The organism is Streptomyces sp. T028, from assembly GCF_048159505.1.
In the GTDB taxonomy this organism is placed as follows: Bacteria; Actinomycetota; Actinomycetes; order Streptomycetales; family Streptomycetaceae; genus Streptomyces.
Genome location: NZ_JBLRVZ010000001.1, coordinates 268,644 through 293,885 on the forward strand (window position 1 = coordinate 268,644; position 25,242 = coordinate 293,885).

The following is a 25,242-nucleotide window of genomic DNA, read 5'->3' on the forward strand; positions in this document are numbered from 1 at the left end:
CTCATGATTCCTTCTGCCCTGATTACTTCTGTTCTGGTGGCGAACCGCGGCGAGATCGCCTGCCGTATTGTCCGCACCTGCCGTGAGTTGGGAATCCGGACGGTCGCCGTGTACTCGGACGCCGACGAGAACGCCCTCCACGCGCGCGTGGCCGACACGGCCGTACGACTGCCGGGAGCGGCCCCCGCCGACACCTACCTGCGTGCCGACCTGGTCGTGAAGGCGGCCGTCGCGTCCGGCGCGGACGCCGTGCACCCCGGCTACGGCTTCCTCTCCGAGAACGCCGACTTCGCCCGGGCCGTCCTGGACGCGGGACTCGTCTGGATCGGCCCGCCGCCGGAGGCCATCGAGGCGATGGCGTCCAAGACGCGCGCGAAGCGGCTGATGGGGCTGGCGCCCCTGGGGGAGGTGGGGGAGTCGGACCTGCCGGTGCTGGTGAAGGCGGCGGCGGGCGGCGGAGGCCGCGGCATGCGGGTCGTACGCCGCCTGGCGGACCTGCCCGCCGCCCTGGAGGCCGCCCGCGCGGAGGCGGCGAGCGCCTTCGGCGACGGCGAGGTGTTCGTCGAGCCGTACGTCGAGAACGGCCGCCACGTCGAGGTCCAGATCCTCGCCGACACCCACGGCACGGTGTGGGCGCTCGGCACGCGCGACTGCTCCCTCCAGCGCCGCCACCAGAAGGTGATCGAGGAGGCGCCGGCGCCCGGACTCCCCGCGGCCCTGGACGAGGAACTGCGGGAGCTGGCCGTACGGGCCGCGCGCGCCGTGTCCTACGTCGGCGCGGGCACGGTCGAGTTCCTGGTCGAGGGCGGCCGCGCGCACTTCCTGGAGATGAACACCCGCCTCCAGGTCGAACACCCCGTCACGGAGGCCGTCTTCGGCCTCGACCTCGTCGCCGAACAGATCCGTGTCGCGGAGGGCACCGCCCTCGCCCCCGAGCCGCCACGCGCGCGTGGCCACGCGGTCGAGGCCCGCCTCTACGCCGAGGACCCCGCGACCGACTGGACCCCGCAGACCGGCACCCTGCACCGCCTGGCCGTCCCGGACGGCGTCCGCCTGGACACCGGCTACGGCGACGGCGACGAGATCGGCGTCCACTACGACCCGATGCTCGCGAAGATCGTCGCCCACGCCCCCACGCGCGCGGAGGCGATCCGCAAGCTGGCGGGCGCGCTGGAACGCACCACCCTCCACGGCCCGCCCACCAACCGCGCCCTCCTGATCCGCTCCCTGCGGCACGAGGAGTTCACCTCGGCCCGGATGACGACCGGCTTCTACGACCACCACCTGCCCGACCTGACCACACCGGCGGTGGACTCCTGTGCCCCGCTGGCGGCGGCGCTGGCCGAGGCACGGACCCGCTCCCGCTTCGGCGGCTGGCGCAACCTGCCGTCCCAGCCGCAGACGAAGCGGTACTTGGTGGGCGGCGAGGAGATCGAGGTCGCCTACACCCACGGCCGGACCGGCCTGACCGCCGAGGGCGTTCAGGTCGTGCACGCCGACCCGTCCCTGGTCGTCCTGGAGATTGACGGCGTACGCCACCGCTACGAGATCGCCCGCTACGGCGACCAGGTCCACATCAACGGGGAGACCTTGACGGCCCTCCCGCGCTTCCCGGCCCCGGAAACGCAGCACGCCCCCGGCTCCCTCCTGGCCCCGATGCCGGGCACGGTCGTCAAGCTGGCGCCCGCCCTGATCACCGGATCGAGTGTCGAAGCGGGCGAACCGATGGTGTGGCTCGAAGCGATGAAGATGCAACACGTCATTTCCGCCCCGACGACTGGGACGGTTACGGCGGTACCGGTAACCGAAGGACAGCAAGTGCAGATGGGCGCGCTCTTGGCAGTCGTGGAGAGCAGCCAACCTCAAGGGGCGCGGGGCTGCAATTGATATGCGGCTCCGCCGCGTGAGCGCGACCAGCCACGACGAACCCGCACCCGAAGGAGCCACAGTGACGACCCTGATCGAACCCGACGAGCACAAGGCACTCCGCGCAGCGGTAGCTTCCTTCGCCAAGGCCCACACCACCACCGAGAACCTCTGGCACGCGGCAGCCGAACTCGGCTACATCGGAGTCAACCTCCCCGAAGCCTACGGAGGCGGCGGCGGTGGCATCGCCGAACTCTCCCTCGTCCTCGAAGAGATGGGCGCCGCGGGCAACCCCCTCCTCATGATGATCGTCTCCCCGGCGATCTGCGGCACGGTGATCGCCCGCTTCGGCACCGAGGAACAGAAACAGGAGTGGCTCCCCGCCCTCGCGGACGGCTCCCGCCTCATGGCCTTCGGCATCACCGAGCCCGACGCCGGTTCCAACAGCCACCGCATCACCACCACGGCCCGCCGCGACGGCACCGACTGGCTGCTCACCGGCCGCAAGGTCTTCGTCTCCGGCGTCGACATCGCCGACGCCACGCTGATCGTCGGCCGCACCGAAACCGTGTCCGACAAAGAGGGCCGCACCGGCAGCCTCAAGCCCTGCCTGTTCATCGTCCCGCGCGACGCCCCCGGCTTCACGCACCGCAGGATCGACATGGAACTGCACAGTGTGGAGAAGCAGTTCGAGCTGGTCCTGGACGACGTCAGGCTCCCCGCCGAGGCCCTCGTCGGTGGGGGCCCCTCCCACGCTTTCGGCAGTGGGGGAGAGGACGCCGGGCTGCTCCAGCTGTTCGCCGGCCTCAACCCGGAGCGGATCATGACGGCCGCGTTCGCGATCGGCATGGGCCGCCACGCCCTCGCGAAGGCCGTCGAGTACGCCCGCGACCGCACGGTCTGGAAGACCCCCATCGGCGCCCACCAGGCCATCGCCCATCCCCTCGCCCAGGCGCACATCGAGCTCGAGCTGGCCCGTCTGATGATGCAGAAGGCCGCCCACCTCTACGACGCGGGGGACGACGCCGGCGCGGGCGAGGCCGCCAACATGGCCAAGTACGCGGCGGGGGAAGCCTGCGTGCGGGCCGTGGACCAGGCGGTGCAGACCCTCGGCGGCAACGGCCTCACCACGGAGTTCGGCATCGCCAGGCTGATCACGGCCTCGCGCGTGGCTCGTATAGCTCCGGTGAGCCGGGAGATGATTCTCAACTACGTCTCCCACCAGACCCTGGGCCTGCCCAAGTCGTACTGACCCGTCTTGGAGGAACCGTGTTCCGCAGCGTGTACGCAGACGTCCCGCCCGTAGAACTCCCCATCCACGACGCCGTCCTGGGCAGCGCCGCAGCCTTCGGCGAGCAGCCCGCGCTGATCGACGGCACGGACGGCACCACCCTCACCTACGAGCAGGTGGACCGGTTCCACCGGCGCGTCGCCGCCGCCCTCGCCGAGGCCGGGGTCCGCAAGGGCGATGTGCTCGCTCTGCACAGCCCCAACACCGTCGCCTTCCCGATCGCCTTCTACGCCGCCACGCGCGCGGGTGCCTCCGTCACCACCGTGCATCCGCTGGCCACCGCCGAGGAGTTCGCCAAGCAGCTCGGCGACTCGCGGGCCCGCTGGATCGTCACCGTCTCACCGTTCCTGCAGACCGCCCGCCGGGCCGCCGCACTCGCGGGCGGTGTCCAGGAGATCTTCGTCTGCGACAGCGCGCCCGGGCACCGCTCCCTGATCGACATGCTCGCCTCGGCCGCCCCCGAGCCGCAGGTCGACATCGACCCCGTGGAGGACGTGGCCGCCCTGCCGTACTCCTCCGGCACCACCGGCACCCCCAAGGGCGTCATGCTCACCCACCGGCAGATCGCCACCAACCTCGCCCAGCTGGAACCGGCCATCTCCGCGGGCCCCGGCGACCGCATCCTCGCCGTCCTGCCGTTCTTCCACATCTACGGCCTCACGGCCCTGATGAACGCCCCCCTCAGGCGGGGCGCCACGGTCGTCGTCCTGCCCCGCTTCGACCTGGAGACCTTCCTCGCGGCCATCCAGACCCACCGCATCACCGGCCTCTACGTCGCCCCGCCGATCGTCCTCGCCCTCGCCAAGCACCCGGCGGTCACCCAGTACGACCTGTCGTCCCTGCAGTACGTCATCAGCGCCGCCGCACCCCTGGACGCCGACCTCGCCGCCGCCTGCTCCGACCGCCTGAACCTGCCGCCCGTCGGCCAGGCCTACGGCATGACGGAACTGTCCCCCGGCACCCACGTCGTCTCCCTCGACGCCATGCGCGACGCCCCCGCCGGAACGGTCGGCAGGCTCATCGCCGGCACCGAGATGCGGATCGTGTGCCTCGACGACCCCGCCAAGGACCTCGGCCCCGGCGAGGACGGCGAGATCCTCATCCGGGGACCCCAGGTCATGAAGGGCTACCTCGGCCGCCCCGACGCCACCGCCGCCATGATCGACCCCGACGGCTGGCTCCACACCGGCGACATCGGGCGCGTCGACGACGACGGCTGGCTCTTCGTCGTTGACCGCGTCAAGGAACTGATCAAGTACAAGGGCTTCCAGGTCGCCCCCGCCGAGCTCGAAGCCCTCCTCCTCACCCACCCGGCCGTCGCCGACGCCGCCGTCATCGGCGAGTACAACGACGAGGGCAACGAGGTCCCGCACGCCTTCGTCGTCCGCCAGCCCACGTCCCCCGACCTCTCCGAAGGAGAGATCGCGATGTACGTCGCGGAACGTGTCGCCCCCTACAAGCGCGTCCGCCGTGTCACCTTCATCGACGCCGTCCCGCGCGCGGTCTCCGGAAAGATCCTGCGCCGGCAGCTCAGGGAGACCCCGTGACCCGCGTCGGCCGCACCCGCACGCGCGGCGTCGAGACCCTCACCCTCGACGCCCCCGACACCCGCAACGCCCTCTCCGCCGCCCTCGTCGGCGAACTCGCCGACGCGCTCACCGACTGCGCCAAGGACCCCGACGTCCGCGCCGTCGTCCTCACCCACGCCGGAAACACCTTCAGCGCCGGTGCCGACCTGCGCGACCCGCCCGCCCCCGACGCGTTCGTCGCCCTGCTCCGCCAGATCGTCGAACTGCCCCAGCCCGTCGTCGCCCGCGTCACCGGTCACGTCCGGGCCGGCGGCCTCGGCCTGCTCGCCGCCTGCGACATCACCGCCGCCGCCACCCCGGCCACGTTCGCCTTCACCGAGGTACGCATCGGCGTCGCACCCGCCGTCATCTCCCTCCCTCTGCTGCCCCGCACCGACCCCCGCGCCCTCACCCGCTACTACCTCACCGGCGAGCGCTTCGACGCCCCCGAAGCCGCCCGCGTCGGCCTGCTCACCACCACCGGCGACGACGTCGACACCGTCCTCGCACCCGTCCTCGACGGACTCCGCAGATCCGCCCCACAGGCCCTCACCGAGACGAAACGCCTGCTCACGGCTAGGGTGCTGGAGACATTCGACCGGGACGCGGCCCACCTCACCGCACTCTCGGCCCGGCTGTTCTCCTCCGCGCCGGCCCGCGAAGGCATGACGGCCTTCCTCGAACGACGGGATCCCGCATGGGTGCTGTGACCACGGCCGACCGGCCGTCCGGCGACCGGCCCGGGGATCGTGTCCCCAAACAGGACCGCAGCCGCGCCACCCGGCAGCGGCTCCTGGAAGCCGCCGTGGCCTGCCTCGCCGAACACGGCTGGGCGGGCTCCACGGTCACCGTCGTCGCCGAACGCGCGGGCGTCTCCCGCGGCGCCGCCCAGCACCACTTCCCCACCCGCGAGGACCTCTTCACCGCCGCCGTCGAGTACGTCGCCGAGGAACGCTGCCTGGCCCTGCGCGCCCTGTTCCCCGACGGCGGCGCCGACCGCCGCGCGGTCCTGACCGCCCTCGTCGACGTCTACACCGGCCCCCTCTTCCGTGCCGCGCTCCACCTCTGGGTCGCCGCCTCCAACGAGCAACAACTCGGACCACGCGTCACCGAACTGGAAGGCCGCGTCGGCCGCGAGACCCACCGCATCGCCGTCGAACTCCTCGACGCCGACGAATCCGTCCCCGGCGTCCGCGAAACCGTCCAGGGCCTCCTCGACATGGCCCGCGGCCTCGGCCTCGCCAACCTCCTCACCGACGACACCGCCCGCCGCGAACGCGTGGTGGCACAGTGGGCGCAACTGCTGGACGGGCTCTGGGCACCCCCACACCGGACGTAGCTGCGGGCAGTCGTGCCACACCGGACGTAGCTGCGGGCAGTCGTGCCTCCCCCAGTGCCTTAAGGGCCTGGGAGGTGCCCCCAGGCGGCACGGGTGGGCGCAGCGGCACCCGGCAACGCCGGGCCCCGTTCCCACCCGGCGCAAGTCCCCGACCGCGGCAACCTCACAGTGAACCTTGACAGCGTGAACGCGGGTACCGCTCAGGGAGCGAGCCGCTCCACCGACCAGGCGCCCTCCGTCCGACCCACATACCGCAGCCGGTCGTGCAGCCGGTTCTCCCGGCCCTGCCAGAACTCCACCGACTCCGGCACCACCCGGAACCCGCCCCAGTGCGGCGGCACCGGCACCTGCTCACCCTCCGGATACCGCGCCGTCAGCTCCGCGTAGGACGTATCGAGCTCGGCACGCCCGGCGATCACCGACGACTGGCCGCTCGCCCAGGCCCCGAGCTGCGAGCCGTGCGGCCGGGTCCGGAAATACGCCGCCGTCTCGTCCCGCCCCGTACGCCGCGCCACCCCCTGCACGATGACCTGCCGGGCCATCGGATGCCACGGGAAGAGCAACGACACATACGGGTTCTCGGCGAGGTCACGTGCCTTGCGGGACTCGTAGTTCGTATAGAAGACGAACCCCTGTTCGTCGAACTGCTTCAGCAGCACTGTCCGCGAACTCGGCCGCCCCTGCGCGTCCGCGGTCGACACGACCATCGCGTTCGGCTCGAAGAGATGGGCCTCGATGGCCGCTTCCTTGAACCAGCGCGCGAACTGTTCCACGGGCGTGGCGGCCAGATCCGCCTCGTCGAGGCCCTCCGCCCGGTACTGCTTGCGCATGGCGGAGGGATCGGGCACGGGCCCTGAATAGACGGAATCTGCGTCGGTCACATGGTCATCCTGCCGTATGGAATCCCTCTGCGGGCCGCCGTACGGGAGACATCCCCGCGCCGCGTGGCACTGAGTGCCGCACCACTCCCCAAAGGTGACACTCGGGGATATGGTGCAGATGCCACGACGAGTGCGCCGCACCGGCGCTGTGGATCCGTCGGCGCCACAACCCGCCGCACACCTCACGAGGAGCCGCCTCATGTCCGACTTCGTACCCGGACTCGAAGGAGTCGTCGCGTTCGAGACGGAGATCGCCGAACCGGACAAGGAAGGCGGCGCCCTGCGATACCGGGGCGTCGACATCGAGGACCTGGTCGGCCACGTCTCGTTCGGCAACGTCTGGGGCCTCCTCGTCGACGGCGCCTTCAACCCCGGCCTGCCGCCCGCCGAGCCGTTCCCCATCCCCGTCCACTCCGGCGACATCCGCGTCGACGTCCAGTCCGCCCTCGCCATGCTCGCCCCGGTATGGGGCCTCAAGCCGTTGCTGGACATCGATGCCGAACACGCCCGCGAGGACCTCGCCCGCGCCGCCGTCATGGCCCTGTCCTACGTCGCCCAGTCCGCCCGAGGCCAGGGCCGCCCCATGGTCCCGCAGCGCGAGATCGACAAGGCCCAGTCCGTCGTCGAACGCTTCATGATCCGCTGGCGCGGCGAACCCGATCCCAAGCACGTCAAGGCCGTCGACGCCTACTGGACGAGCGCCGCCGAACACGGCATGAACGCCTCCACCTTCACCGCCCGCGTCATCGCCTCCACCGGCGCCGACGTGGCCGCCGCCCTCTCCGGCGCCGTGGGAGCCATGTCCGGCCCCCTGCACGGCGGCGCCCCCTCCCGCGTCCTCGGCATGATCGAGGAGATCGAACGCACGGGCGACGCCGACGCCTACGTCAAGCGTGCCCTCGACCAGGGCGAACGCCTCATGGGCTTCGGCCACCGCGTCTACCGCGCCGAGGATCCCCGCGCCCGCGTCCTGCGCCGCACCGCCCGCGAACTCGGCGCACCCCGCTTCGAGGTCGCCGAGGCTCTGGAGAAGGCCGCCCTCGCCGAACTGCACGCCCGCCGCCCCGACCGTGTCCTCGCGACGAACGTCGAGTTCTGGGCGGCGATCGTCCTCGACTTCGCCGAGGTCCCCGCGCACATGTTCACCTCGATGTTCACGTGCGCCCGCACCGCCGGCTGGTCGGCCCACATCCTGGAACAGAAGCGCACCGGCCGCCTGGTCCGCCCCTCCGCCCGCTACATCGGCCCCGGCACCCGCGGCCCCCAGGAGATCGAGGGCTACGAGGCCATCGCACACTGAGCCGTACGAGCCGTTCCCAGGGTGATCACGCGGGGCTGAGCAGCTCCGCGTGATGCCGCTCGGCCACCAGCGGATGGGCCCGCAGCTTGCCCTTCAGCTCGTTGAACCCGTACTCAGCGAACAGCGGGTTCGCCGGATCGTCGGTCACCCCGGGCGCGGCGGCGGCGTACGGGAACACCAGCGGCTCCACGCGAGCGTCCAGCCGGGGGTTGTAGAAGAACGGGACCGAGAACCGCTCCACCGCCCCCGGCGGCGACACGACCCGGTGATTGGTGGCGACGAGATACCCGTTGGTGGCCACCTCCAACAGCTCCCCCAGATTCACCACGAACGCGCCCTCGACCGGCGGCACGTCATGGAACAGCCCGTCCTCCCGCTGCACCTGAAGCCCACCCACCTGGTCCTGAAGCAGCAGCGTCAGGAACCCGTAGTCCTTGTGGGCCCCCACCCCCTGCCCGGCCCCGTCCCCCGAGCTTCCCGGATACCGCACCAGCTTCAGCTGCGGATGCGCCCGCTCCCCGAAGACGGAGTCATAGAACCCGGGATCAGCGCCGATCGACGCGAGCAGCTCCCGCAACAGCCGCTCGGCGACCCCACTCAGCCGCTCGACCCAGGCGAGCGCGGCCTCCCGCAGCTCGGGCAGCCCGGCAGGCCACTGATTGGGCCCCTGCAACCACCAGTACGAGGGCTCACCGGCCCCCGGTATGCGCGCGGGCCTCTCGGCCCCGATGTCGATCTGGTCCCGCCAGTCCTGCCGCCCGCCGGTCCGCTCGTCACCGGTGCGCGTGTAGCCCCGGAAGTGCGGCGAGTTCACGTTGTCGATGGCGAGCCGCTCGGCCTCGGGCAACCGGAAGAAGGCATGCATGGCCCCGACCAGCCGCTCGGTCTCCTCCTTGCTGACCCCATGTCCGACGAGCTGGAAGAAGCCGATGTCATGGGCGGCACTGTGCAGCTGCGCATGGAGCAGCGCACGCGCCTGAGGGCCACGGTCGGCGGCCGACAGATCGATGAGGGGGAGCTGGTCGTACGACGATGCCGTCGAGTTGTGCGTCATGGGATGCGTCCGCGGGGGTGTACGGGGCACGGGCGGCCGCCGAGGGTGGGGCGGAGCCCAGCTGCCGGAAAGGGGGGAAGCAGAAAGGGGGCTGGATCAGGCGGAGCGCCGACAGCCCATGCTCGTGACGCGGACGAAGTCCACGTGGCGGCGTCGAACGAGCGAAAGCATGTCCCCCAGCGTACTGCGTACGAGAAATTTCCCCGAGGGCCTTCCCCGTGGCGGAAAACGCAGACGACCCGCGAGTCTGGTCCTCCCAGGGGGAGGGGCCGGCCGGACGTACCGGCGACTCGCGGGTCGGGTGACTGCGTTGGTTTGGCCGGCTGCGTGCGTCTCGCACACGCTGGTCCGGCGCCGAACCGAGTTTGACGGCGGGCCGCTAGCCCGCAGCCACCTCTTCCGTCCGGTATGTGTACATCTGCCGAACCACCTCCTCTCCGAAGTGCCAGCAACTCTAGGCAGGGATGTCCCGTCGCTCAAGCTTTTTTCTGTGGACCTGTTTTCGCAGCTCCCCCTACCGTTCCGGTCATGACCGAGCGGCGTGCGATTCTCAGTGGGTCCGTGTTCGAGGAGCAGATCGGGTATGCCCGGGCCGTCGTGGACGGTGATCGGGTGTACGTGTCGGGGACGACCGGGTTCGACTACGCGACCATGTCCATCTCGGACGATGTCGTCGAGCAGGCCGAGCAGTGTCTGCGGAACATCGGGGCGGCGCTGGCGGAGGCGGGGTGCGGGTTCGGGGACGTCGTACGGGTGCGGTACCTGCTGCCCGCGCGGGAGGACTTCGAGCCGTGCTGGCCGGTGCTGCGGCGGGCGTTCGGGGAGGTACGGCCGGCGGCGACGATGTTCGTGGCCGGGCTCTCGGATCCTCGGATGAGGATCGAGATCGAGGTGGACGCGCGGCGCGGCTCCGGGTCCGGTCAAACGCGTTGACGCGCGCGTGGGGGCACGGTTCGCTGGTGCGGTGAGTGATCTTCGTATCGAGGCGGTCGTCGGTGAGGTCGCGCTGGAGCAGTGGCGGCACGTCCACAACGTGATCGTGCCGCCGGACGCGCTGTCCCTGGACGAGGTGCGGGAGCGGGCGGGGCGCAACCGGCTGGAGAACGCGTACGTCGGTGATGTGCTCGTCGGCTGCTCCACCGTGCGGCCGCCGACCGATGACGCGGTGGTGACCGTCATCGCGCGTGTGCTGCCGGAGTTCCGTCGGCGCGGGTACGGGGCGGCGCTCTACGATCATGTCCTCGCGTACGCGCGCGTGCTCGGCGCTCGTGCGGTCGAGACGTGTGTGCTGGCCGTCAACGAGGACGGGCTGCGTTTCGCACGCGCGCGTGGCTTCACCGAGGTCGAGCGGTACGTGCTGGACGGCGGGACGGCGGAATGGGTCGACCTGAGGCTGATGCCCGTTCCTGTGTGACGGGCGGCGACGGCGGCGGCGGTGCAACGATTCCCCTGCAATCTTGCGGGAACCATATGTGGGCTGCGTCACGTTCGAGTTGAATGAGGGCAAGTGAGCGAACCTGCAGGGGGTCCAGGTGAGTGCTTCCCGGCGTAGTGGGACCACCGACGAGCTGGGGCCGGACGAGCCCGAGCAGCCGGACGAGCGCGAGCGGTCGGAGAATCCGGGCGGCCCCGCCGGCCCGGACGGCGCGGACCTCCTCGCCGCGCTCCTCGACGGCATGGACGCGGCCCTGTGCGCCTTCGACGCCGACGGTGTCGTCACCCACTGGAACCGCGAGGCGGAGCGCATCCTCGGCTGGAGCGCGGCGGAGGCCGTGGGGCGGCAGGGTTTCGCGGGGTGGGCGGTGCGTGAGGCGGACGCCGAGGAGGTCCAGTCGCGGCTGATGTCGGCGATGCACGCGCCGGGCCGGCAGGTGCACGAGTTCGCGCTGCTGACGAAGGACGGGGGCCGGGTGCTCGTGCGCACCCAGTCGGCCGCCGTGCGCGGGCCGGACGGCAAGCCGGCCGGGCTGTACTGCGCCTTCAGCGAGGTGCACGCGCAGATCGACCTGGAGCGGTCCATCGCGCTCAGTGAGGCCCTGTTCGACGACGCCTCCTGGGGGGTCGTCCTCGTCGACGCGGATCTGCGGCCCGCCGTGGTCAACGCGCATGCCGCCCGCGCGCTCGGCACGGGCCGTACGGCGGTCCTGGGCCGTCCGCTGGGAGAACTGCTGACACAGGGCGTGGAGGAGCTGGAGAACGCGCTGACGCATGTCCTCGCGGAGGGCGCCCCGCCCGCTCCGGCGGAGGTGTGGGTGGGGGTGCGCACCCCGGAGGGGGAGCGGCGGCGCTGCTGGCGGAGCGGTTTCCTGCGGCTGGCCTCGCCGCTCGCGGAGGAGCCGGTGCCGCTCGGGGTCGGCTGGTTGTTCCAGGACGTCACGGAGGCCAAGCAGGGGGAGCAGGAGGCGTCCCTGCTGCGGTTCCGCACGAATCAGCTGCACCGGGCCGCGCGGGCGGCCGCCGAGTGCGAGGACCCGGCGGAGGCGGCCACGGTCCATCTCGACTTCGCGCTGGCGGGGTTCGCCGACCACGCGCTGATCGACCGGGTCGCGGGCGGCGCGGTGGCCGACGTGGAGCCGACGACGGTGCCGCTGCGGCTCGTGCGGGTCGCGGCCACCCCGTCGGGCGGTCCCGGTCCCAGCGCGCTCACCGGCCATGCCGGTCTGCCGGTCCGGTACGCCGAGGGGCACCCGGCGTTGCAGTGCGTGGCGCGTGCCGGTTCGGTGCGGGCGGGCGCGGGTGCCGCGGCGGTGGAGGAGGCGCGGGAGTGGGCGCGGGCGCGCCAGTGGCCCGAGGACACGGTGCACGCGTTGTGCGCGGTGCTGCGCAGCCGGGGGCGCACGCTGGGTGTGGTGACGTTTCTGCGCGGCGCGGGCCGTACGTCCTTCGAGCGTTCCGACGCGACCTACGCCGAGGATGTCGCCGTACGCATAGCGGCGGCGCTGGACCTGGCCGACCTGGCGGGCCGGGCCGGGGGCGCCTGACCCCCGGCTCTCCCGGCGTCAGCGCCGGTAGAAGATCCGGTCGCCGTACTCCTCCATCACGTGCCGGTTCCAGTCGTGGCCGCCGTCGACGTTGCCGGAGCGCAGCAGCGGGGGCTCGATGCCGCGGTCGGCGAGGGATCCGGCCGCGGTGGCCATGACGGCCTGGAGGAGGGCCGAGGTGACGACCGTGGAGGCGGGGGCGAAGGGTGCCGGGACGTCGTCCAGGGTGAGTTCGGCGTCGCCGACGGCGATCTTCGAGTCGAGTACGACGTCGCAGTGGTCCTTGAGGAAGGTGCCCGAGGGGTTGCGGGGCTCGGTCTGCGAGGCGTACGCCACCGAGGTCACGCCGATGACCTTCACGCCGAGGGCGCGCGCCTTGAGGGCCATCTCGACGGGCAGGGCGTTGCGGCCGGACAGCGAGATGATCACCAGGGCGTCGCCCGCGCGGAGCGGGGAGGTGCCGAGGGCGGCGCTCGCGAGGCCGTCGACGCGTTCCAGGGCGGAGCCCAGGGTGGCGGGCATGACGTCGACGCCGACGAGGCCGGGCAGGGCGAGCAGGTTCATCAGGGCGAGGCCGCCCGCGCGGTAGACGACGTCCTGGGCGGGGAGGGAGGAGTGGCCGGCGCCGAAGGCGAAGAGGCGGCCACCGGCGGCGACGGTGTCGGCGAGGAGCGTGCCGGCGGCCCGCACGGCGTCGGCCTCCTCGTCGCGGACCCGCTCCAGCAGGCCGATCGCGGCGTCGAAGAACCGTGCGGCGAGCTCGTGGTCGCTGCGGTCGCTCATCCGAGGGGGCTCCTTCGCCGTCCGGGGTCCGTGTCGCGGCTCACTGTGTGGTCTGGACCAGTGCCCTGTCAATACGGCCGACGGCGGTCGGGGGAGGCCGCCGAGGGCGGGAGGGGGCCGCGCGTAACCGCCTCGTTTCAACGGCTTGGCACGGTTGTCGGTGGTATCCGGCAGAATTGGTGTCAGGGCCAGCGCACGAGCCGGAGAGCCGTCGAGCCTTCGGCAGATCTCATCGAGGGGCACACGAATGTCCGGACTGATCGACACCACGGAGATGTATCTCCGCACCATCCTCGAGCTGGAGGAGGAAGGTGTGGTCCCCATGCGTGCCCGGATCGCCGAGCGCCTCGACCAGAGCGGGCCCACGGTGAGCCAGACGGTGGCGCGCATGGAGCGCGACGGTCTGGTCTCCGTGGCCAGTGACCGGCATCTGGAGCTGACGGACGAGGGCCGCCGGCTGGCCACGCGCGTGATGCGCAAGCACCGGCTCGCCGAGTGTCTGCTCGTCGATGTGATCGGCCTGGAGTGGGAGCAGGTCCACGCCGAGGCGTGTCGCTGGGAGCATGTGATGAGCGAGGCCGTGGAGCGCCGCGTCCTGGAGCTGCTGCGGCACCCCACCGAGTCGCCGTACGGCAACCCGATCCCCGGTCTGGAGGAGCTGGGCGAGAAGGACGGCGCCGACCCGTTCCTGGACGAGGGCATGGTCTCGCTGGCCGACCTCGACCCGGGCGCGGAGGGCAAGACGGTCGTCGTGCGCCGTATCGGCGAGCCGATCCAGACGGACGCGCAGCTGATGTACACGCTGCGCCGGGCGGGCGTGCAGCCCGGTTCGGTGGTGAGCGTGACGGAGTCGGCGGGCGGTGTGCTGGTCGGCAGCGGTGGCGAGGCGGCCGAGCTGGAGTCGGACGTCGCGTCGCATGTGTTCGTCGCCAAGCGCTGAGCGGCCCGGGCGTCGCCCGGCGGTTGTTGAAAAGCTGAGTGATGTTCAACTGCTGGTGCTTCTGGGGTAGTTGGGACACTCCGGCGATGTTGTCGAATCGCAGATTCCCTGTGTCGAATGGCAGCGCGCAGGCGCTTCCCGTGCCACGCTGTCGCGTGGGGCATATGACCTGAGGGGGCGGGGATGATGTGCCGCAGAGCAGTGGAGGGCCCCGGTGCCGTTCGGCACCGGGGCCTGTCCTCCCCTGTTTCGACCCGGAGCCCCGAGCTCTCAGGGTCGTTCCCCTCGGACCGTTTTCCCCGAGCGGTCCGCCTCCCGCTGAAGGTCTCCCCTCGTCCGTGGCGATCATTCCTTGAGGGGTGTCACTCGAACGAGGGGTCTTGGTCGCGGAGAGTGCATTTCTCGAAAGGGCATTCGATAGCCTGCGGGTGATCGAAGGCAGATCGAGGGCAGATCGAAGGCAGCACTAGGGCATCGGCAGCACAGCGGTACGACGGCTAGGGGGGTGCCAGGATCCATGGCGCGACGCATCGACGTGACCGGGACGGGCGGTGTACGCCTGGCGGCCTGGGAGTTCGGCGACCCTCCCAAGGGCGACCCGCCCAGGAGCGGGACGGACGCCATGATCCCTGCCCAGCCCACCGGCGAACGGGACGGTCTCGCCCTCACCGGGTCGGAGCCCGGGGCGGCGCCGGGGTCGGTGAACGGCTCCGGGCCCGAGCGCACCTCCGGCGTCCTGTTACTGCACGGGCTGATGGGCCGCGCCTCGCACTGGGCGTCCACCGCCCGCTGGCTCTCCGAGCGGCATCGCGCGGTCGCCCTCGACCAGCGCGGCCACGGTCAGAGCGAGAAGCCCCCCGAGGCCTCCTTCACCCGTGAGGCCTACGTCGAGGACGCGGAGGCCGCCCTGGAGCAGCTCGGTCTCACCCCGGCCGTCCTCGTCGGCCACGCCATGGGAGCCCTCACCGCCTGGCAGCTCGCCGCGAAACGCCCGGACCTGGTGCGCGGTGTGATCATCTGCGACATGCGGGCCTCGGCGCTCGGCTCGGCCTCGCAGCGCGAGTGGGCCGACTGGTTCAAGTCCTGGCCGCTCCCCTTCGCCACCCTCGCCGACGTCCGCAAGTGGTTCGGCGAGGACGACCCCTGGGTGGAGCGGCCGAACCCCGCCCGCGGTGAGTTCTACGCCGAGGTGATGCAGGAGTCCCCCGACGGCTGGCGGCCCGTCTTCGAACCCGAGCAGATGCTGAAGTCCCGCGAGACGTGGGTCTACGACGCGCACTGGGAGGAGCTGACCCAGGTGCAGTGCCCCGCACTGGTCGTGCGCGGCCTCGACGGCGAGCTCGGCCGGGCCGAGGCCCAGGAGATGGTCCGGGTGCTGCCCCGTGGTGAGTACGCGGAGGTCGCCGACGCCGGCCACCTGGTCCACTACGACCAGCCGGAGGCTTGGCGGGCGGCGATCGAACCGTTCCTGGACTCCGTACTCACCACACCGTAAGGGGCACCCCTCCATGGAGAGCGCCCCTTACGTGCCGCACTCCTCACTCACCCCTTGCTCACCGCCGCCAGGATCTCCGGCAGGCGGTCCGCCGCCCGTGGGGCCGACAGCCGCAGCCCCAGCAGGGTGATCGCCGTCCCGTACGCCGCGCCCGCCGGCAGCAGCAGCCAACTCCACGTCTCGCCGTCCACGATGACGTTCAGCCAGATCGTCCCCGCGATGACCGGCGCGCACAGCAGGGCCGCCGCGACCATCCCGCCGAAGACGGAGAGCCAGGCGAGCCCGGTCTGCCCGGGTGCCGCGCTCTTGAAGCCCTCCTGCGGGATCGAGTAGGGAAAGCGGGCCGACGCCCAGGCGCCGGTCGTCAGCATCGCGCCGAGCAGCGCCAACGACAGCCCCAGCGCCTCCGGGAGCCTCGACCAGTCCCCGAGCAGTGCGGTCGTCACCACGGTCACCAGAGTGGCGTACGGCAGGGCGATCACCAGCAGCGCGAGCGCACGCGCGCGTAGTTCGACGTAGGCGTCCCGGGGCGAGGAAATCGTCAGCGCGACCATCCAGAAGGCCGAGGTGTCCTGCCCGAACTGGTTGTACATCTGGATGCCGAGCATCCCGGCGGCGAAGCAGGCGATGTAGATCGAGCCGGAGCCCTGCAGCGCGTTGAACACGGGCACGATCAACCCGATCGCGAGCGACGACACCCAGGCCATCTTCGTCTTCGGGTCGCGCCAGACATAGCGCAGGCTGCGCTCCATGACGGTGCCGGTCCGCCCGCCCGGCAGCAGCCGCGCCCACCCGGCCCCGCTCCGCCGGTCCGGCGTGTCCCGCTCGGCGGACGTCAGCGTCGACCCGTCCGGGGCGGTCATCAGCTGGTCCAGACTCCGCGCCCACGCCCCCACGAGGCCCGCCAGCACCACCGCACCGAGCGCCAGTTGTCCGGCGGCGACCCCGTACGCCCCCTCGCTCACCGAGTCGACCGCATCCACCACAGACGCCGGTGGAAGCCACCGCAGCACGTCCGCCACGGGATCGAGCTGCCCGAGCCCCGCCGTGCCCAGCCTCTGCGCCCCGAAGTTGACGACCTGCGCCCCCACCGCGACCACCAGCCCGCTCAGCACCGCCAGATCGCGCCCCTTACGGCCGGCCAGCAGCCGGACATTGACGGTGGCCATGGCCCGCGCGAGCGCCACGCACACCAGCAGCCCCAGGACGACGGCGACGACCGAGACGACGTACGCCACCGTCCCGTGCGCCAGCGCGATCACCGATCCCACCAGCATCAGCACGGTGAACAGCGGCCCGATCCCCACCAGGGAGGCCGCCAGTAACGCCCGGACCAGCGGCCGGGGCCGCAACGGCAGCATCACCAGCCGCGTCGGGTCCAGCGTCTCGTCCCCACCGGGAAAGAACAGCGGCATCACCGCCCACCCCAGCCCCAGCACCGCCACCAGCAGCACCACGAGCGCGTCGGCGTGCGCATGCCCCCGCAGCGCGATCAGCCCGATCAGCTGCAACGCCGCGAACACCAGCGCGACCACGGCGGACGCCACGTACGCGGCCCGCCGCCCACCGGACCGCCTCAGCCCGTTCCGCAACAGCGACAGCTTCAGCCGTACGACGGTGGAGGTCAGCGTGGTCACCGGCCCGCCCCACGGCCGCCCAGCCAGTCGAGCCCCGACCCCGCGTCCCGCCCCTGGGCGCCGACGAGCTCCAGGAACGCCCGCTGCAGCGAGGGCGCCGACCCGCGCACCTCCTCCAGCGTCCCGTGCGCCCGGATCCGCCCCGCCGCCATCACGGCCACCCAGTCGCACAGCGACTCGACGAGTTCCATCACATGCGAGGAGAAGACGACGGTGGCGCCGGAGGCCGTGTACCGCTCCAGCACCCCGCGGATGGTGTGCGCGGACACCGGATCGACCCCCTCGAACGGCTCGTCCAGGAAGAGAACCTCGGGATTGTGCAGCAGCGCGGCGGCGAGCCCGATCTTCTTGCGCATCCCGGTCGAGTAGTCGACGACGAGCTTGTGCTGGGCTCCGGCGAGATCGAGGACGTCGAGCAGTTGCGTGGCCCGCCGGTCGACCTCGGCCCCGGGCAGCCCGCGCAGCCGCCCGCCGTACCCGAGCAACTCCCGCCCCGACAGCCGCTCGAACAGCCGCAGCCCCTCCGGCAGCACCCCGATCCGCGCCTTCACCGCCACGGGATCCCGCCACACGTCATGCCCACCCACCTCGACGACCCCCTGATCGGGCCGCAACAGCCCGGTCACCATGGAGAGCGTCGTGGTCTTCCCGGCCCCGTTCGGCCCCACGAGCCCGATGAACTTCCCGGCGGGCAGATCAAGATCGATCCCGGCAACCGCAACCTGCTGCCCGAACCGCTTCCAGAGCCCACGAACGCGCACAGCAGACGTCATGCCAGAAGCCTACGGCGCAACAGCCGACCTAAAGGGGCGCGGGGAACTGCGCGAGCAACCACAGACGACCCGCACCCGCCAGCGGCGACCAACCACGCAGGACAGAAGGCGCCGCTACCGATCCCTACCGCACGCATAGGCAAGCGGCGAGATCAACTCCTCCGCATCCGGCAACCACCGATTCGCGGCAGTAGGCCGGCAGGCCCATTGCACGGCCCCCCGAGACCCGAACCGGGTCGGCGGCGCGGCCACATACGCTCCCTCGCCCAGCGTCACGAGGTCCAACGACCCAAGAGACCAGCCCAGCTTGCGCACCAGCTCCGGCACCTTGGCGGACGCGCCCGGCAGCACGAAGAACTGCATCCGGCGATCCGGCGTCAACGTCACCGGCCCGAGCGTCAGTTCCATCCGCTCCATCCGCGCCAGCGCGAGGAACCCGGCCGTCTCCGGCACGGAGATCGCGTCGAACGTACGCCCGGTGGGGAGCAGGATCGAGGCGGACGGCTGCAGCTGCCACATCCGGCGCGCGACGGTCGCACTGCCCGTCGCCTGTGCCGCCCAGTCCGGCCGTGAGGGATGCGCCCCCGGTGCCGCACACGCTGCGTCGTCGCAGGAGCAGTGCTGCACGCCGTCGACGGCTTCCAGCCAGGTGCCGGGGAAGACGTCCCAGTGGCGTTCCTCGGCGTAGCGAACAGCGGTCTCGAGCAGCGATTCCCCGCGCTGCTTCGGGATTTGAGTGGCGTCGGCGCCCGCGATGGTCTCTTCCACGATGAGCACAACTCTAGCGGTCACCAGGGGTTACGCAGGCCACTATGCGCGGGGGAGGAGCATCGAATCCGCGTCCGGGGCGCATGGGTGCATGCACGGGGGCGCGTGGCAGGAACGGGCGCGGGAGCGGGTAGCCATCGATGGGGGGCGGGCTTCCGCCGATATCCCGGCAATTCTCGTGCAATCAGCACATGCCTCGCATTTTCGCTGTGTCCGTGGGGCATTGATCTTCTCGGCCGGAACTTTTCGGTGCGGAACTCCACAGGGGGTAGTGCCATGGCCGCAAGGCCGCTAGTCGCGCGGCAGCCGAACGAACGGCTGCAGGCGCTCATCCAGGAGGCGGGGTGCTCGAACGCCGGGCTCGCCCGCCGGGTCAACATGTGCGGCGCCGAGCACGGTCTCGACCTGCGCTACGACAAGACGTCCGTGGCCCGTTGGCTGCGCGGACAGCAGCCGCGGGGGCGCGCCCCCGCGATCATCGCCGAGGCCCTGGGCCGCAAGCTCGGCCGTACGGTCACGATCGACGAGATCGGCATGGCCAACGGCAAGAACCTCGCCTCGGGCGTGGGTCTCCAGTTCTCGCCGACGGTACTGGGGGCCATCGAGCAGGTCTGCGAGCTGTGGCGCAGCGACGTGGGCCGGCGCGACTTCCTGTCCGGTTCGTCCGTCGCCGCCTCGGCGCTGGTCGAGCCCAGCCGCGACTGGCTGATCTCGTCGCCCGACGCCCAGGTGGCGCGGTCGGCGGGACCGCGGGTGGGCCTGTCCGACGTGGCGGCGGTGAAGGCGATGACGCAGGCGCTGGTCGACCTCGACCACCAGTACGGCAGCGGGCATGTGCGGCCCGTCGTCGTGCACTACCTCAACAGCGTCGTCTCGGGGCTGCTGGCCGGCTCCTACCGGGAGGCGGTGGGCCGTGAACTCTTCGCCACCGTGGCCCGGTTGACGGAACTCGCCGGATACATGGCCGTCGACACCGGCCAACCGGGCCTGGCCCAGCGGTACTACATCCAGGCCCTGCGGCTCGCGCAGGCGGCGGGCGACCGCGGCTACGGCGGTTACGTCCTCGCCGCGTCCATGAGTCATCTCGCCGCCCAGCTCGGAAACCCGCGTGAGATCGCGCAGTTGGCGCGCGCGGCGCAGGAGGGCGCGCGCGGGCGGGTCACTCCGCGTGCGGAGGCGATGTTCCACGCGGCCGAGGCCCGGGGCCACGCGCTGATGGGCGACGTACGGTCGGCCCAGCTCGCCTCCGGCCGGGCGGTGTCCGCGCTGGAGGGCGCCGATCCGTCCTCGGGCGACGACCCGGCGTGGATCGCGCACTTCGACGAGGCCTATCTGGCCGACGAGTTGGCGCACTGCCATCGCGACCTGGGCCAGGCCGAGGCGGCGGCGCGGTGCGCCGAGCAGTCGCTGGCCGGGCATCCGGAGAGCCGGGCGCGCCGCCGGGCCATCGGGTACGTCCTCCTCGCCACCGCGCAGGTGCAGCGGCGCGAGGTCGAGCAGGCGTGCAGCACCGGGATGAAGGCGGTGGAGCTCCTGGAGACCCTGCGCTCGAACCGGGGCGCGGAGTATCTGGAGGACCTCCAGCAGCGGCTGGAGCCTTACCGGGAGGAGCCGGTGGTGCGGGAGTTCGGGGCGCGGCTGGAGCTGCAGGCCGCGGCGTGAACGGACGGGGCGCCGTTGCGTGAACGTACGGGAAACGGACAGACCCCGTACAGGAAGCGACGGACGCGGCGCACGGCGCTCCGGATCTGTTACGGACGTCACTGGGAGGCAGATCACGTCCTGAGCTGCGTGGCACGGGGTTCCGGGGACCCGGTAGCGTGAGCCGACGATTCCGAAAGTCCCCCATTCGTAGGAGTCCCGGTGACGCAGAGTGGACAGGGCGAGGAGCCCTCGGCGCGGCCCGCGCGCGAAGGCATCGTGCTGCCCTCCGACGGTGGTGAGCCCCTCATTCCGGGGCTGACGGCCACCGGCGGACCGCAGCCGGGCCACCATCCGGACGGGCAGCCGGGCCGTTCTCCGGGCGGGCAGCCCGGTCCGTACGGGGCTCAGCCGTACGGGCAGCAGCAGCAGCCGCCGGCCGGCGGTCAGACCTGGGGCGGGCCGTGGGGCCCCGACCAGCAGGCGCCGGCCGCGCAGCCGGAGCCGGGCTGGCCGCTGCCCGCGGACCAGCAGCCCCAGCAGTGGGGCGGCGCGCAGCCGGACGCGTGGGGCGCGGGCCCGCTCCCGCCCGAGGGCGCCCCGGCGCAGACGTACGGCCAGAACGCGCAGGCGGCGCCGCAGCCGTCGTACGACACGTCCGCGTACGGCCGGGACCACCAGGGCTCGGACCCGTCGGCGTACGGCCACCACCAGCAGGGACCCGCCTCGCCGCCGCCGTACGGCCAGGGCGGGACCGGTGTGCCGATGCCGCCGTTCGCCGACGGCGACGAGGGGGCCACCCAGTACATACCGCCGGTCCCGACGGGTCCGGTCGACGACGGCCGTACCCAGATGCTGCCGCCCGTGCCCGCCTCCGGGCCGGTGCCGGGCGGCGCCGAGGGTGCGACGCAGTACATCCCGCCGGTCGGGCCGGGTGCGCTGCCGCCCGAGTCGCCCGCCGAGTCGACGCACTTCCTGGGCACCGGCGGCGGGCACGGCGCGGGCCCGATGCCGGGCGGCGGGCACCCCGACGCCGAGGCCACGCAGTACATCCCGCCCGTGCCCGCGCAGGGGTATCCGGCGGCCGGCACGGGCGCGCAGCCGCCCGCCGGGTTCGAGAACCTCTTCCGCGACGGGCCGGGCGGGCATGGCGGCCCGGGTGCCGGTGCCCCGGCCGGGGCCACCCAGCAGCTGCCGCGCGTCACCGGGGCGGAGGCCCCCGGCTACGGCGGAGGCCCGCAGGGCTACGGCGCGGGTCCCGCCGCGCACGCCCCCCGGCCCACCTACGTGCCGCCCATACGCCCCGACGACCACGGTGACGAGCGTGGCCGCGGCGGCCGTACCGGCTCGCGGCTCCCGCTGTTCGCGGCGATCGGTGTCGCGATCGCCGTCGTCGGCGTCGGCGCGGGCGCCCTGCTCGGTGGCGGCGGAGGCGGCGACGACGACGGCGACGGCAACAAGACGGTCGCCGCGTCCGCACCCGCGACCGAGTCGTCGGCCTCCTCCGACGACGCGGCCGAGCAGCAGGCGACCGCCCTCGACAAGCTGCTCGCGGACAGCGGCAGCAGCCGGGCCAGCGTGATCGCCGCGGTGGCGAACGTGAAAGCGTGCAACAACCTCGCCCAGGCCGCCACGGACCTGCGGGCCGCCGCCGGTCAGCGCACCGAACTGGTCACGAAGCTGGCCGCGCTCGACGTCGACAAGCTGCCCGACCACGCCGCGCTGACCAGCGCCCTCACCAAGGCGTGGCAGGCGTCCGCGGCCGCCGACAACCACTACGCGGACTGGGCCGACGAGGTCGCCGGAAGCAAGGGCAAGGCCTGCAAGAAGGGCGGGGCCCGCACCACGGCCGCCACCCAGCAGGGCAACCGGGAGAGCGGCACCGCCAGCGCCCAGAAGACCCAGGCCGCCCGGCTGTGGAACGCGATCGCCCAGACGTACGGTCTGACGCAGCGCCAGCCCACCCAGCTGTGAGCCGGGCGGGCGCGGGCCTCAGCCGAGGTCCGCGCTCTCCAGGGTGTCCGTCACGTCGACGAAGCCCTTCTGCGCGGCCACCAGCCGGCCCTTGCGCACCTGCTGCACGGTCACGTCGGCGTTGGACAGCCGGGGGAAGCCGACGGCGGCGAGCCGGCTGGTGAACTTCCAGCGCAGGGTGGGGGTGAGCCCGCCGGTGGTGAACTTCCCGCCGTCGTTGAGGGCGCCGCGGACCGCGTCGGCGCTCACCTCGCCGTCGCCCAGCGACTCCACGGCCTGCCGGAGCACGTTGTAGGCGATCCAGGTGGTCTGCACCCCGGTGTCGGAGGGGTCGATGCTGGTGTCGGAGAAGGCGGACTCGCTGATCACCTTCTTCATCCCGTCCCACTTCTCGTCGCTCGCCACCGGGTACCAGCCGGTGACGTACGCCGACTCGTACGGCCCGGAGGCGCCGCCGCTGGCGTCGATGACGGTCTGGTCGACGCTGCCCAGCACGCTTCCGGTGTTCACCGCGGGGTAGTCCTCGCGGCTGCGGCGGAAGGAGTCCATGAAGGTGCCGTTGCGGTCGCCCAGCGCGGGCACCACACAGCCCCTGCCGGTGCTGCCGGCCGAGCCGCCGGTGGCGGACTTCAGGGCCTTGTCGGCCTGCGCGGAGTACTCGGTGGCGTCCTCCGCCGCCCGCTGGTCCTCGGACTCGTCGTGCCCGCCGGCCTTCAGACCGGCGTCGAGCATCGGCGGCAGGGCGTCGCCCGCGATGGTGTCGGGGCGCACGAGCGCGACGGGCCCGGCGCAGGAGTCGGCCAGCACTTTGCCGAGGCCGGCGAGCAGGGCGGGCTGGCCGCCGTTGACGGGGTAGGACAGCGGGCTGGTGAACTCCGCGTTCGTGACGCCGTAGCCGCCTATGTAGGGGATGCCGGCGCCCTCAAGGTGCGGGAAGAACGCGTCGGAGTGCTGGCTGTAGGAGCCGACGACGGCGACCGCCTTCTCCTTGACCGCGCGCCGGGCGCAGGCCGCCGCGGACACCGCGTTGTTGTGGTCGTTGCAGGTCAGGACGGTGAGCTTGTGGCCGCCCAGGCCGCCGTTGGCGTTGATCCAGCGGGCGTAGGCGCGGGCGAAGGCGGGCATTCCGGGCTTGTTCGTGGCGGCCGTTCCCACGGGTGCCCAGGTCATCACGACGATCGGGGCGTCCCCGGAACCCCCCGTGACTCCGGGGACGACCCCGCAACCGGCGGTCAGCGACGCACAGGCGGCCAGGGCGCCCGCCGCGAGGGCGGCCGATCTGACGTTTCCGGTACTGCGGAGAAACCTGGGGAGGAAGGTGCTTCGCGGGAAGGTGTGTCGCCTGCCGGTCATGAACACGCACGATTCCGTCACATCGCTAACCTGGGAGTGACCCACGGTCAACGAGGGGTGACACGAGAGTGAATTACAGGGGTCCGTGAGGTCCACGGGACGGGAAAACGTACGATCGATGACCGTGCAAGGTTCGGAGAACTCTTCCCGTCGCGGCCGTCGCTCCTCCACCATGGGCGGCATGCCACTCAACGACATGCCGTGGTGGCGCTGGCGCAGCAATGTGCGCTCCGCGCTGCACATGCTCTCCGACCCGGTGTTCCAGCAGAACGTCTGGCTGGCCGGCGTGGACGGGTACGGAGACGTCACCGACGCCGTCTACCGTCTGGTCGAGGACACCTGGCTCGACAACTGGTCCGCCGAGAAGTACGTCGGCACGATCTTCCGCGACTCGCAGGAGGCGGCCCTCGTCGACAGCGCCGTGCTGCGCGTCCTGCGGATCATGCACCAGGTCGGCCCGGACGCCCCCGTCTCCACCTACGTCTCCCACCCCGGCTGGCCCGAGGCCGTGCACGCGGCACGGGACGCGCACGTGCGCATGGCGGTGGCCGACGGCGAGGACCCGGACGCGCCGCCGCGGACGCTGGAAGTGCTGCGGATCATGACCAGGTCCGCGTAGCGGACGGCCTGCACCGTGCCGGGGTGGACGTGAGACCCTGTGCTGCATGAGTGAGCAGTCCGCCCGAGCCGCGGCGACCCCCGCCGACCAGTACGTCCTCACCCTGTCCTGCCCGGACAAGCAGGGCATCGTGCACGCCGTGTCGAGCTACCTGTTCATGACCGGCTGCAACATCGAGGACAGCCAGCAGTTCGGCGACCGCGACACGGGACTGTTCTTCATGCGGGTCCACTTCTCGGCCGAGTCGCCGCAGACCGTGGACAAGCTGCGCGCGAGCTTCGCGGCGATCGGCGACTCCTTCCACATGGACTGGCAGATCAACCGGGCCGACGAGAAGATGCGCATCGTCCTGATGGTCAGCAGGTTCGGGCACTGCCTGAACGACCTGCTGTTCCGCGCCCGGATCGGCGCGCTGCCGGTGGAGATCGCGGCGGTGGTGTCCAACCACACCGACTTCGCCGAGCTGGTGGCCTCGTACGGCATCCCCTTCCACCACATCCCGGTGACGAAGGAGACGAAGGCGGAGGCCGAGGCGCAACTGCTCGAGCTCGTGCGGGAGCGGGACGTCGAGCTGGTCGTGCTCGCCCGCTACATGCAGGTCCTGTCGGACGACCTGTGCAAGCAGCTCAGCGGGCGGATCATCAACATCCACCACTCCTTCCTGCCGAGCTTCAAGGGCGCGAAGCCGTACCACCAGGCGCATGCGCGGGGCGTGAAGCTGATCGGCGCGACGGCGCACTATGTCACCGCCGACCTCGACGAGGGGCCGATCATCGAGCAGGAGGTCGAGCGGGTGGGGCACGACGTCACCCCGGACCAGCTGGTCGCGGTCGGCCGCGACGTGGAGTGCCAGGCGCTGGCGCGGGCCGTGAAGTGGCACGCGGAGCGGAGGATCCTCCTGAACGGCCGCCGGACGGTGGTGTTCGCCTAGCCAGGCGGGGGGCCTCTTCGTCGGCGGGTGCGGGTGCGTGGGGGGTGT

22 protein-coding genes are annotated in these 25,242 nt (G+C 72.0%); 15 read left to right on the forward strand and 7 right to left on the reverse strand.

From position 1 onward, the window contains the following. Positions 1–18 precede the first annotated feature (18 nt). The 5 genes from ACLZN2_RS01370 (at position 19) to ACLZN2_RS01390 (ending at position 6,064) form a co-directional block, all read left to right on the forward strand. The gene (locus ACLZN2_RS01370; protein ID WP_416976468.1) at positions 19–1,887 is read left to right on the forward strand and encodes a biotin carboxylase N-terminal domain-containing protein; all 1,869 of its coding nucleotides are present in this window, start codon (positions 19–21) and stop codon (positions 1,885–1,887) included. Positions 1,888–1,948: 61 nt separating this feature from the next. Beyond that, a complete protein-coding gene (locus ACLZN2_RS01375) occupies positions 1,949–3,118 on the forward strand; it encodes an acyl-CoA dehydrogenase family protein (protein WP_416976441.1) in 1,170 nt (389 codons plus the stop codon). Positions 3,119–3,135: 17 nt separating this feature from the next. Beyond that, positions 3,136–4,704 carry a 4-coumarate--CoA ligase family protein gene (locus ACLZN2_RS01380; protein ID WP_416976442.1) on the forward strand — a complete coding sequence of 523 codons (1,569 nt, stop codon included), beginning with the start codon at positions 3,136–3,138 and terminating at the stop codon, positions 4,702–4,704. Further along, a complete protein-coding gene (locus ACLZN2_RS01385) occupies positions 4,701–5,435 on the forward strand; it encodes an enoyl-CoA hydratase family protein (RefSeq protein ID WP_416976443.1) in 735 nt (244 codons plus the stop codon). The genes ACLZN2_RS01380 and ACLZN2_RS01385 overlap by 4 nt, the downstream gene beginning before the upstream one ends. Next, positions 5,423–6,064 (forward strand): TetR/AcrR family transcriptional regulator, encoded by a 642-nt coding sequence (locus ACLZN2_RS01390; RefSeq protein WP_416976444.1) that lies wholly within the window; start codon positions 5,423–5,425, stop codon positions 6,062–6,064. The genes ACLZN2_RS01385 and ACLZN2_RS01390 overlap by 13 nt, the downstream gene beginning before the upstream one ends. A 200-nt stretch (positions 6,065–6,264) precedes the next feature. Here ACLZN2_RS01390 and pdxH read toward each other — a convergent pair whose 3' ends face one another. Then, on the reverse strand, positions 6,265–6,894 hold the full coding sequence (gene pdxH, locus ACLZN2_RS01395) for a pyridoxamine 5'-phosphate oxidase (protein ID WP_416976469.1): 630 nt from the start codon (positions 6,892–6,894) through the stop codon (positions 6,265–6,267). A 250-nt stretch (positions 6,895–7,144) separates the two neighbouring features. Here pdxH and ACLZN2_RS01400 point away from each other — a divergent pair, with 250 nt between their 5' ends. Next, on the forward strand, positions 7,145–8,245 hold the full coding sequence (locus tag ACLZN2_RS01400) for a citrate synthase 2 (RefSeq protein WP_416976445.1): 1,101 nt from the start codon (positions 7,145–7,147) through the stop codon (positions 8,243–8,245). A gap of 25 nt (positions 8,246–8,270) precedes the next feature. Here the strand turns inward: ACLZN2_RS01400 and ACLZN2_RS01405 are convergent, their stop codons facing one another. Next, positions 8,271–9,299: an isopenicillin N synthase family dioxygenase gene (locus ACLZN2_RS01405; protein WP_416976446.1), complete on the reverse strand. Its 1,029-nt coding sequence runs from the start codon at positions 9,297–9,299 to the stop codon at positions 8,271–8,273. A gap of 528 nt (positions 9,300–9,827) precedes the next feature. Here ACLZN2_RS01405 and ACLZN2_RS01410 point away from each other — a divergent pair. From ACLZN2_RS01410 to ACLZN2_RS01420, 3 genes are all read left to right on the forward strand, one after another. Beyond that, positions 9,828–10,232, forward strand: coding sequence for a RidA family protein (locus tag ACLZN2_RS01410; RefSeq protein ID WP_416976447.1), 405 nt, complete (start codon positions 9,828–9,830; stop codon positions 10,230–10,232). A 31-nt stretch (positions 10,233–10,263) separates the two neighbouring features. Further along, entirely contained in the window at positions 10,264–10,713 is a 450-nt protein-coding gene (locus tag ACLZN2_RS01415; RefSeq protein ID WP_416976448.1) for a GNAT family N-acetyltransferase, read from the forward strand. A gap of 118 nt (positions 10,714–10,831) precedes the next feature. After that, positions 10,832–12,280 (forward strand): PAS domain-containing protein, encoded by a 1,449-nt coding sequence (locus tag ACLZN2_RS01420; RefSeq protein ID WP_416976449.1) that lies wholly within the window; start codon positions 10,832–10,834, stop codon positions 12,278–12,280. A gap of 18 nt (positions 12,281–12,298) precedes the next feature. Here ACLZN2_RS01420 and ACLZN2_RS01425 read toward each other — a convergent pair whose 3' ends face one another. Then, the gene (locus ACLZN2_RS01425) at positions 12,299–13,063 is read right to left on the reverse strand and encodes an SIS domain-containing protein (protein ID WP_416976450.1); all 765 of its coding nucleotides are present in this window, start codon (positions 13,061–13,063) and stop codon (positions 12,299–12,301) included. Between the two features lie 247 nt (positions 13,064–13,310). Here ACLZN2_RS01425 and ACLZN2_RS01430 point away from each other — a divergent pair, with 247 nt between their 5' ends. Continuing rightward, positions 13,311–14,003, forward strand: coding sequence for a metal-dependent transcriptional regulator (locus ACLZN2_RS01430; RefSeq protein WP_355877414.1), 693 nt, complete (start codon positions 13,311–13,313; stop codon positions 14,001–14,003). A 517-nt stretch (positions 14,004–14,520) separates the two neighbouring features. Beyond that, positions 14,521–15,498 carry an alpha/beta fold hydrolase gene (locus ACLZN2_RS01435; protein WP_416976451.1) on the forward strand — a complete coding sequence of 326 codons (978 nt, stop codon included), beginning with the start codon at positions 14,521–14,523 and terminating at the stop codon, positions 15,496–15,498. 47 nt (positions 15,499–15,545) lie between these two features. Here ACLZN2_RS01435 and ACLZN2_RS01440 read toward each other — a convergent pair whose 3' ends face one another. The 3 genes from ACLZN2_RS01440 to ACLZN2_RS01450 all read right to left on the reverse strand — a co-directional run bounded on the left by ACLZN2_RS01440 (position 15,546) and on the right by ACLZN2_RS01450 (position 18,685). After that, entirely contained in the window at positions 15,546–17,162 is a 1,617-nt protein-coding gene (locus ACLZN2_RS01440; RefSeq protein WP_416976470.1) for a transporter, read from the reverse strand. After that, positions 17,132–17,908 (reverse strand): ABC transporter ATP-binding protein, encoded by a 777-nt coding sequence (locus ACLZN2_RS01445; protein ID WP_416976452.1) that lies wholly within the window; start codon positions 17,906–17,908, stop codon positions 17,132–17,134. Before ACLZN2_RS01445 ends, ACLZN2_RS01440 begins: the two co-directional genes overlap by 31 nt. A 114-nt stretch (positions 17,909–18,022) precedes the next feature. Further along, positions 18,023–18,685: a bifunctional DNA primase/polymerase gene (locus ACLZN2_RS01450; RefSeq protein ID WP_416976453.1), complete on the reverse strand. Its 663-nt coding sequence runs from the start codon at positions 18,683–18,685 to the stop codon at positions 18,023–18,025. Positions 18,686–18,952: 267 nt separating this feature from the next. Here ACLZN2_RS01450 and ACLZN2_RS01455 point away from each other — a divergent pair, with 267 nt between their 5' ends. Both ACLZN2_RS01455 and ACLZN2_RS01460 read left to right on the forward strand, forming a co-directional pair. Further along, positions 18,953–20,338 (forward strand): transcriptional regulator, encoded by a 1,386-nt coding sequence (locus tag ACLZN2_RS01455; protein WP_416976454.1) that lies wholly within the window; start codon positions 18,953–18,955, stop codon positions 20,336–20,338. A 201-nt stretch (positions 20,339–20,539) separates the two neighbouring features. Next, positions 20,540–22,291, forward strand: a complete 1,752-nt coding sequence (locus tag ACLZN2_RS01460; protein WP_416976455.1) for a hypothetical protein — start codon at positions 20,540–20,542, stop codon at positions 22,289–22,291. Positions 22,292–22,309: 18 nt separating this feature from the next. On the opposite strand, the gene ACLZN2_RS01465 is transcribed toward ACLZN2_RS01460, so the two are convergent. Continuing rightward, the gene (locus tag ACLZN2_RS01465) at positions 22,310–23,644 is read right to left on the reverse strand and encodes an ABC transporter substrate-binding protein (RefSeq protein WP_416976456.1); all 1,335 of its coding nucleotides are present in this window, start codon (positions 23,642–23,644) and stop codon (positions 22,310–22,312) included. Between the two features lie 118 nt (positions 23,645–23,762). Between ACLZN2_RS01465 and ACLZN2_RS01470 the strand changes: the two genes are divergently transcribed. Both ACLZN2_RS01470 and purU read left to right on the forward strand, forming a co-directional pair. Continuing rightward, entirely contained in the window at positions 23,763–24,263 is a 501-nt protein-coding gene (locus ACLZN2_RS01470) for an SCO4402 family protein (RefSeq protein ID WP_416976457.1), read from the forward strand. A 46-nt stretch (positions 24,264–24,309) separates the two neighbouring features. Continuing rightward, on the forward strand, positions 24,310–25,194 hold the full coding sequence (purU, locus tag ACLZN2_RS01475) for a formyltetrahydrofolate deformylase (RefSeq protein ID WP_416976458.1): 885 nt from the start codon (positions 24,310–24,312) through the stop codon (positions 25,192–25,194). The last annotated feature ends 48 nt before the right edge of the window (positions 25,195–25,242 follow it).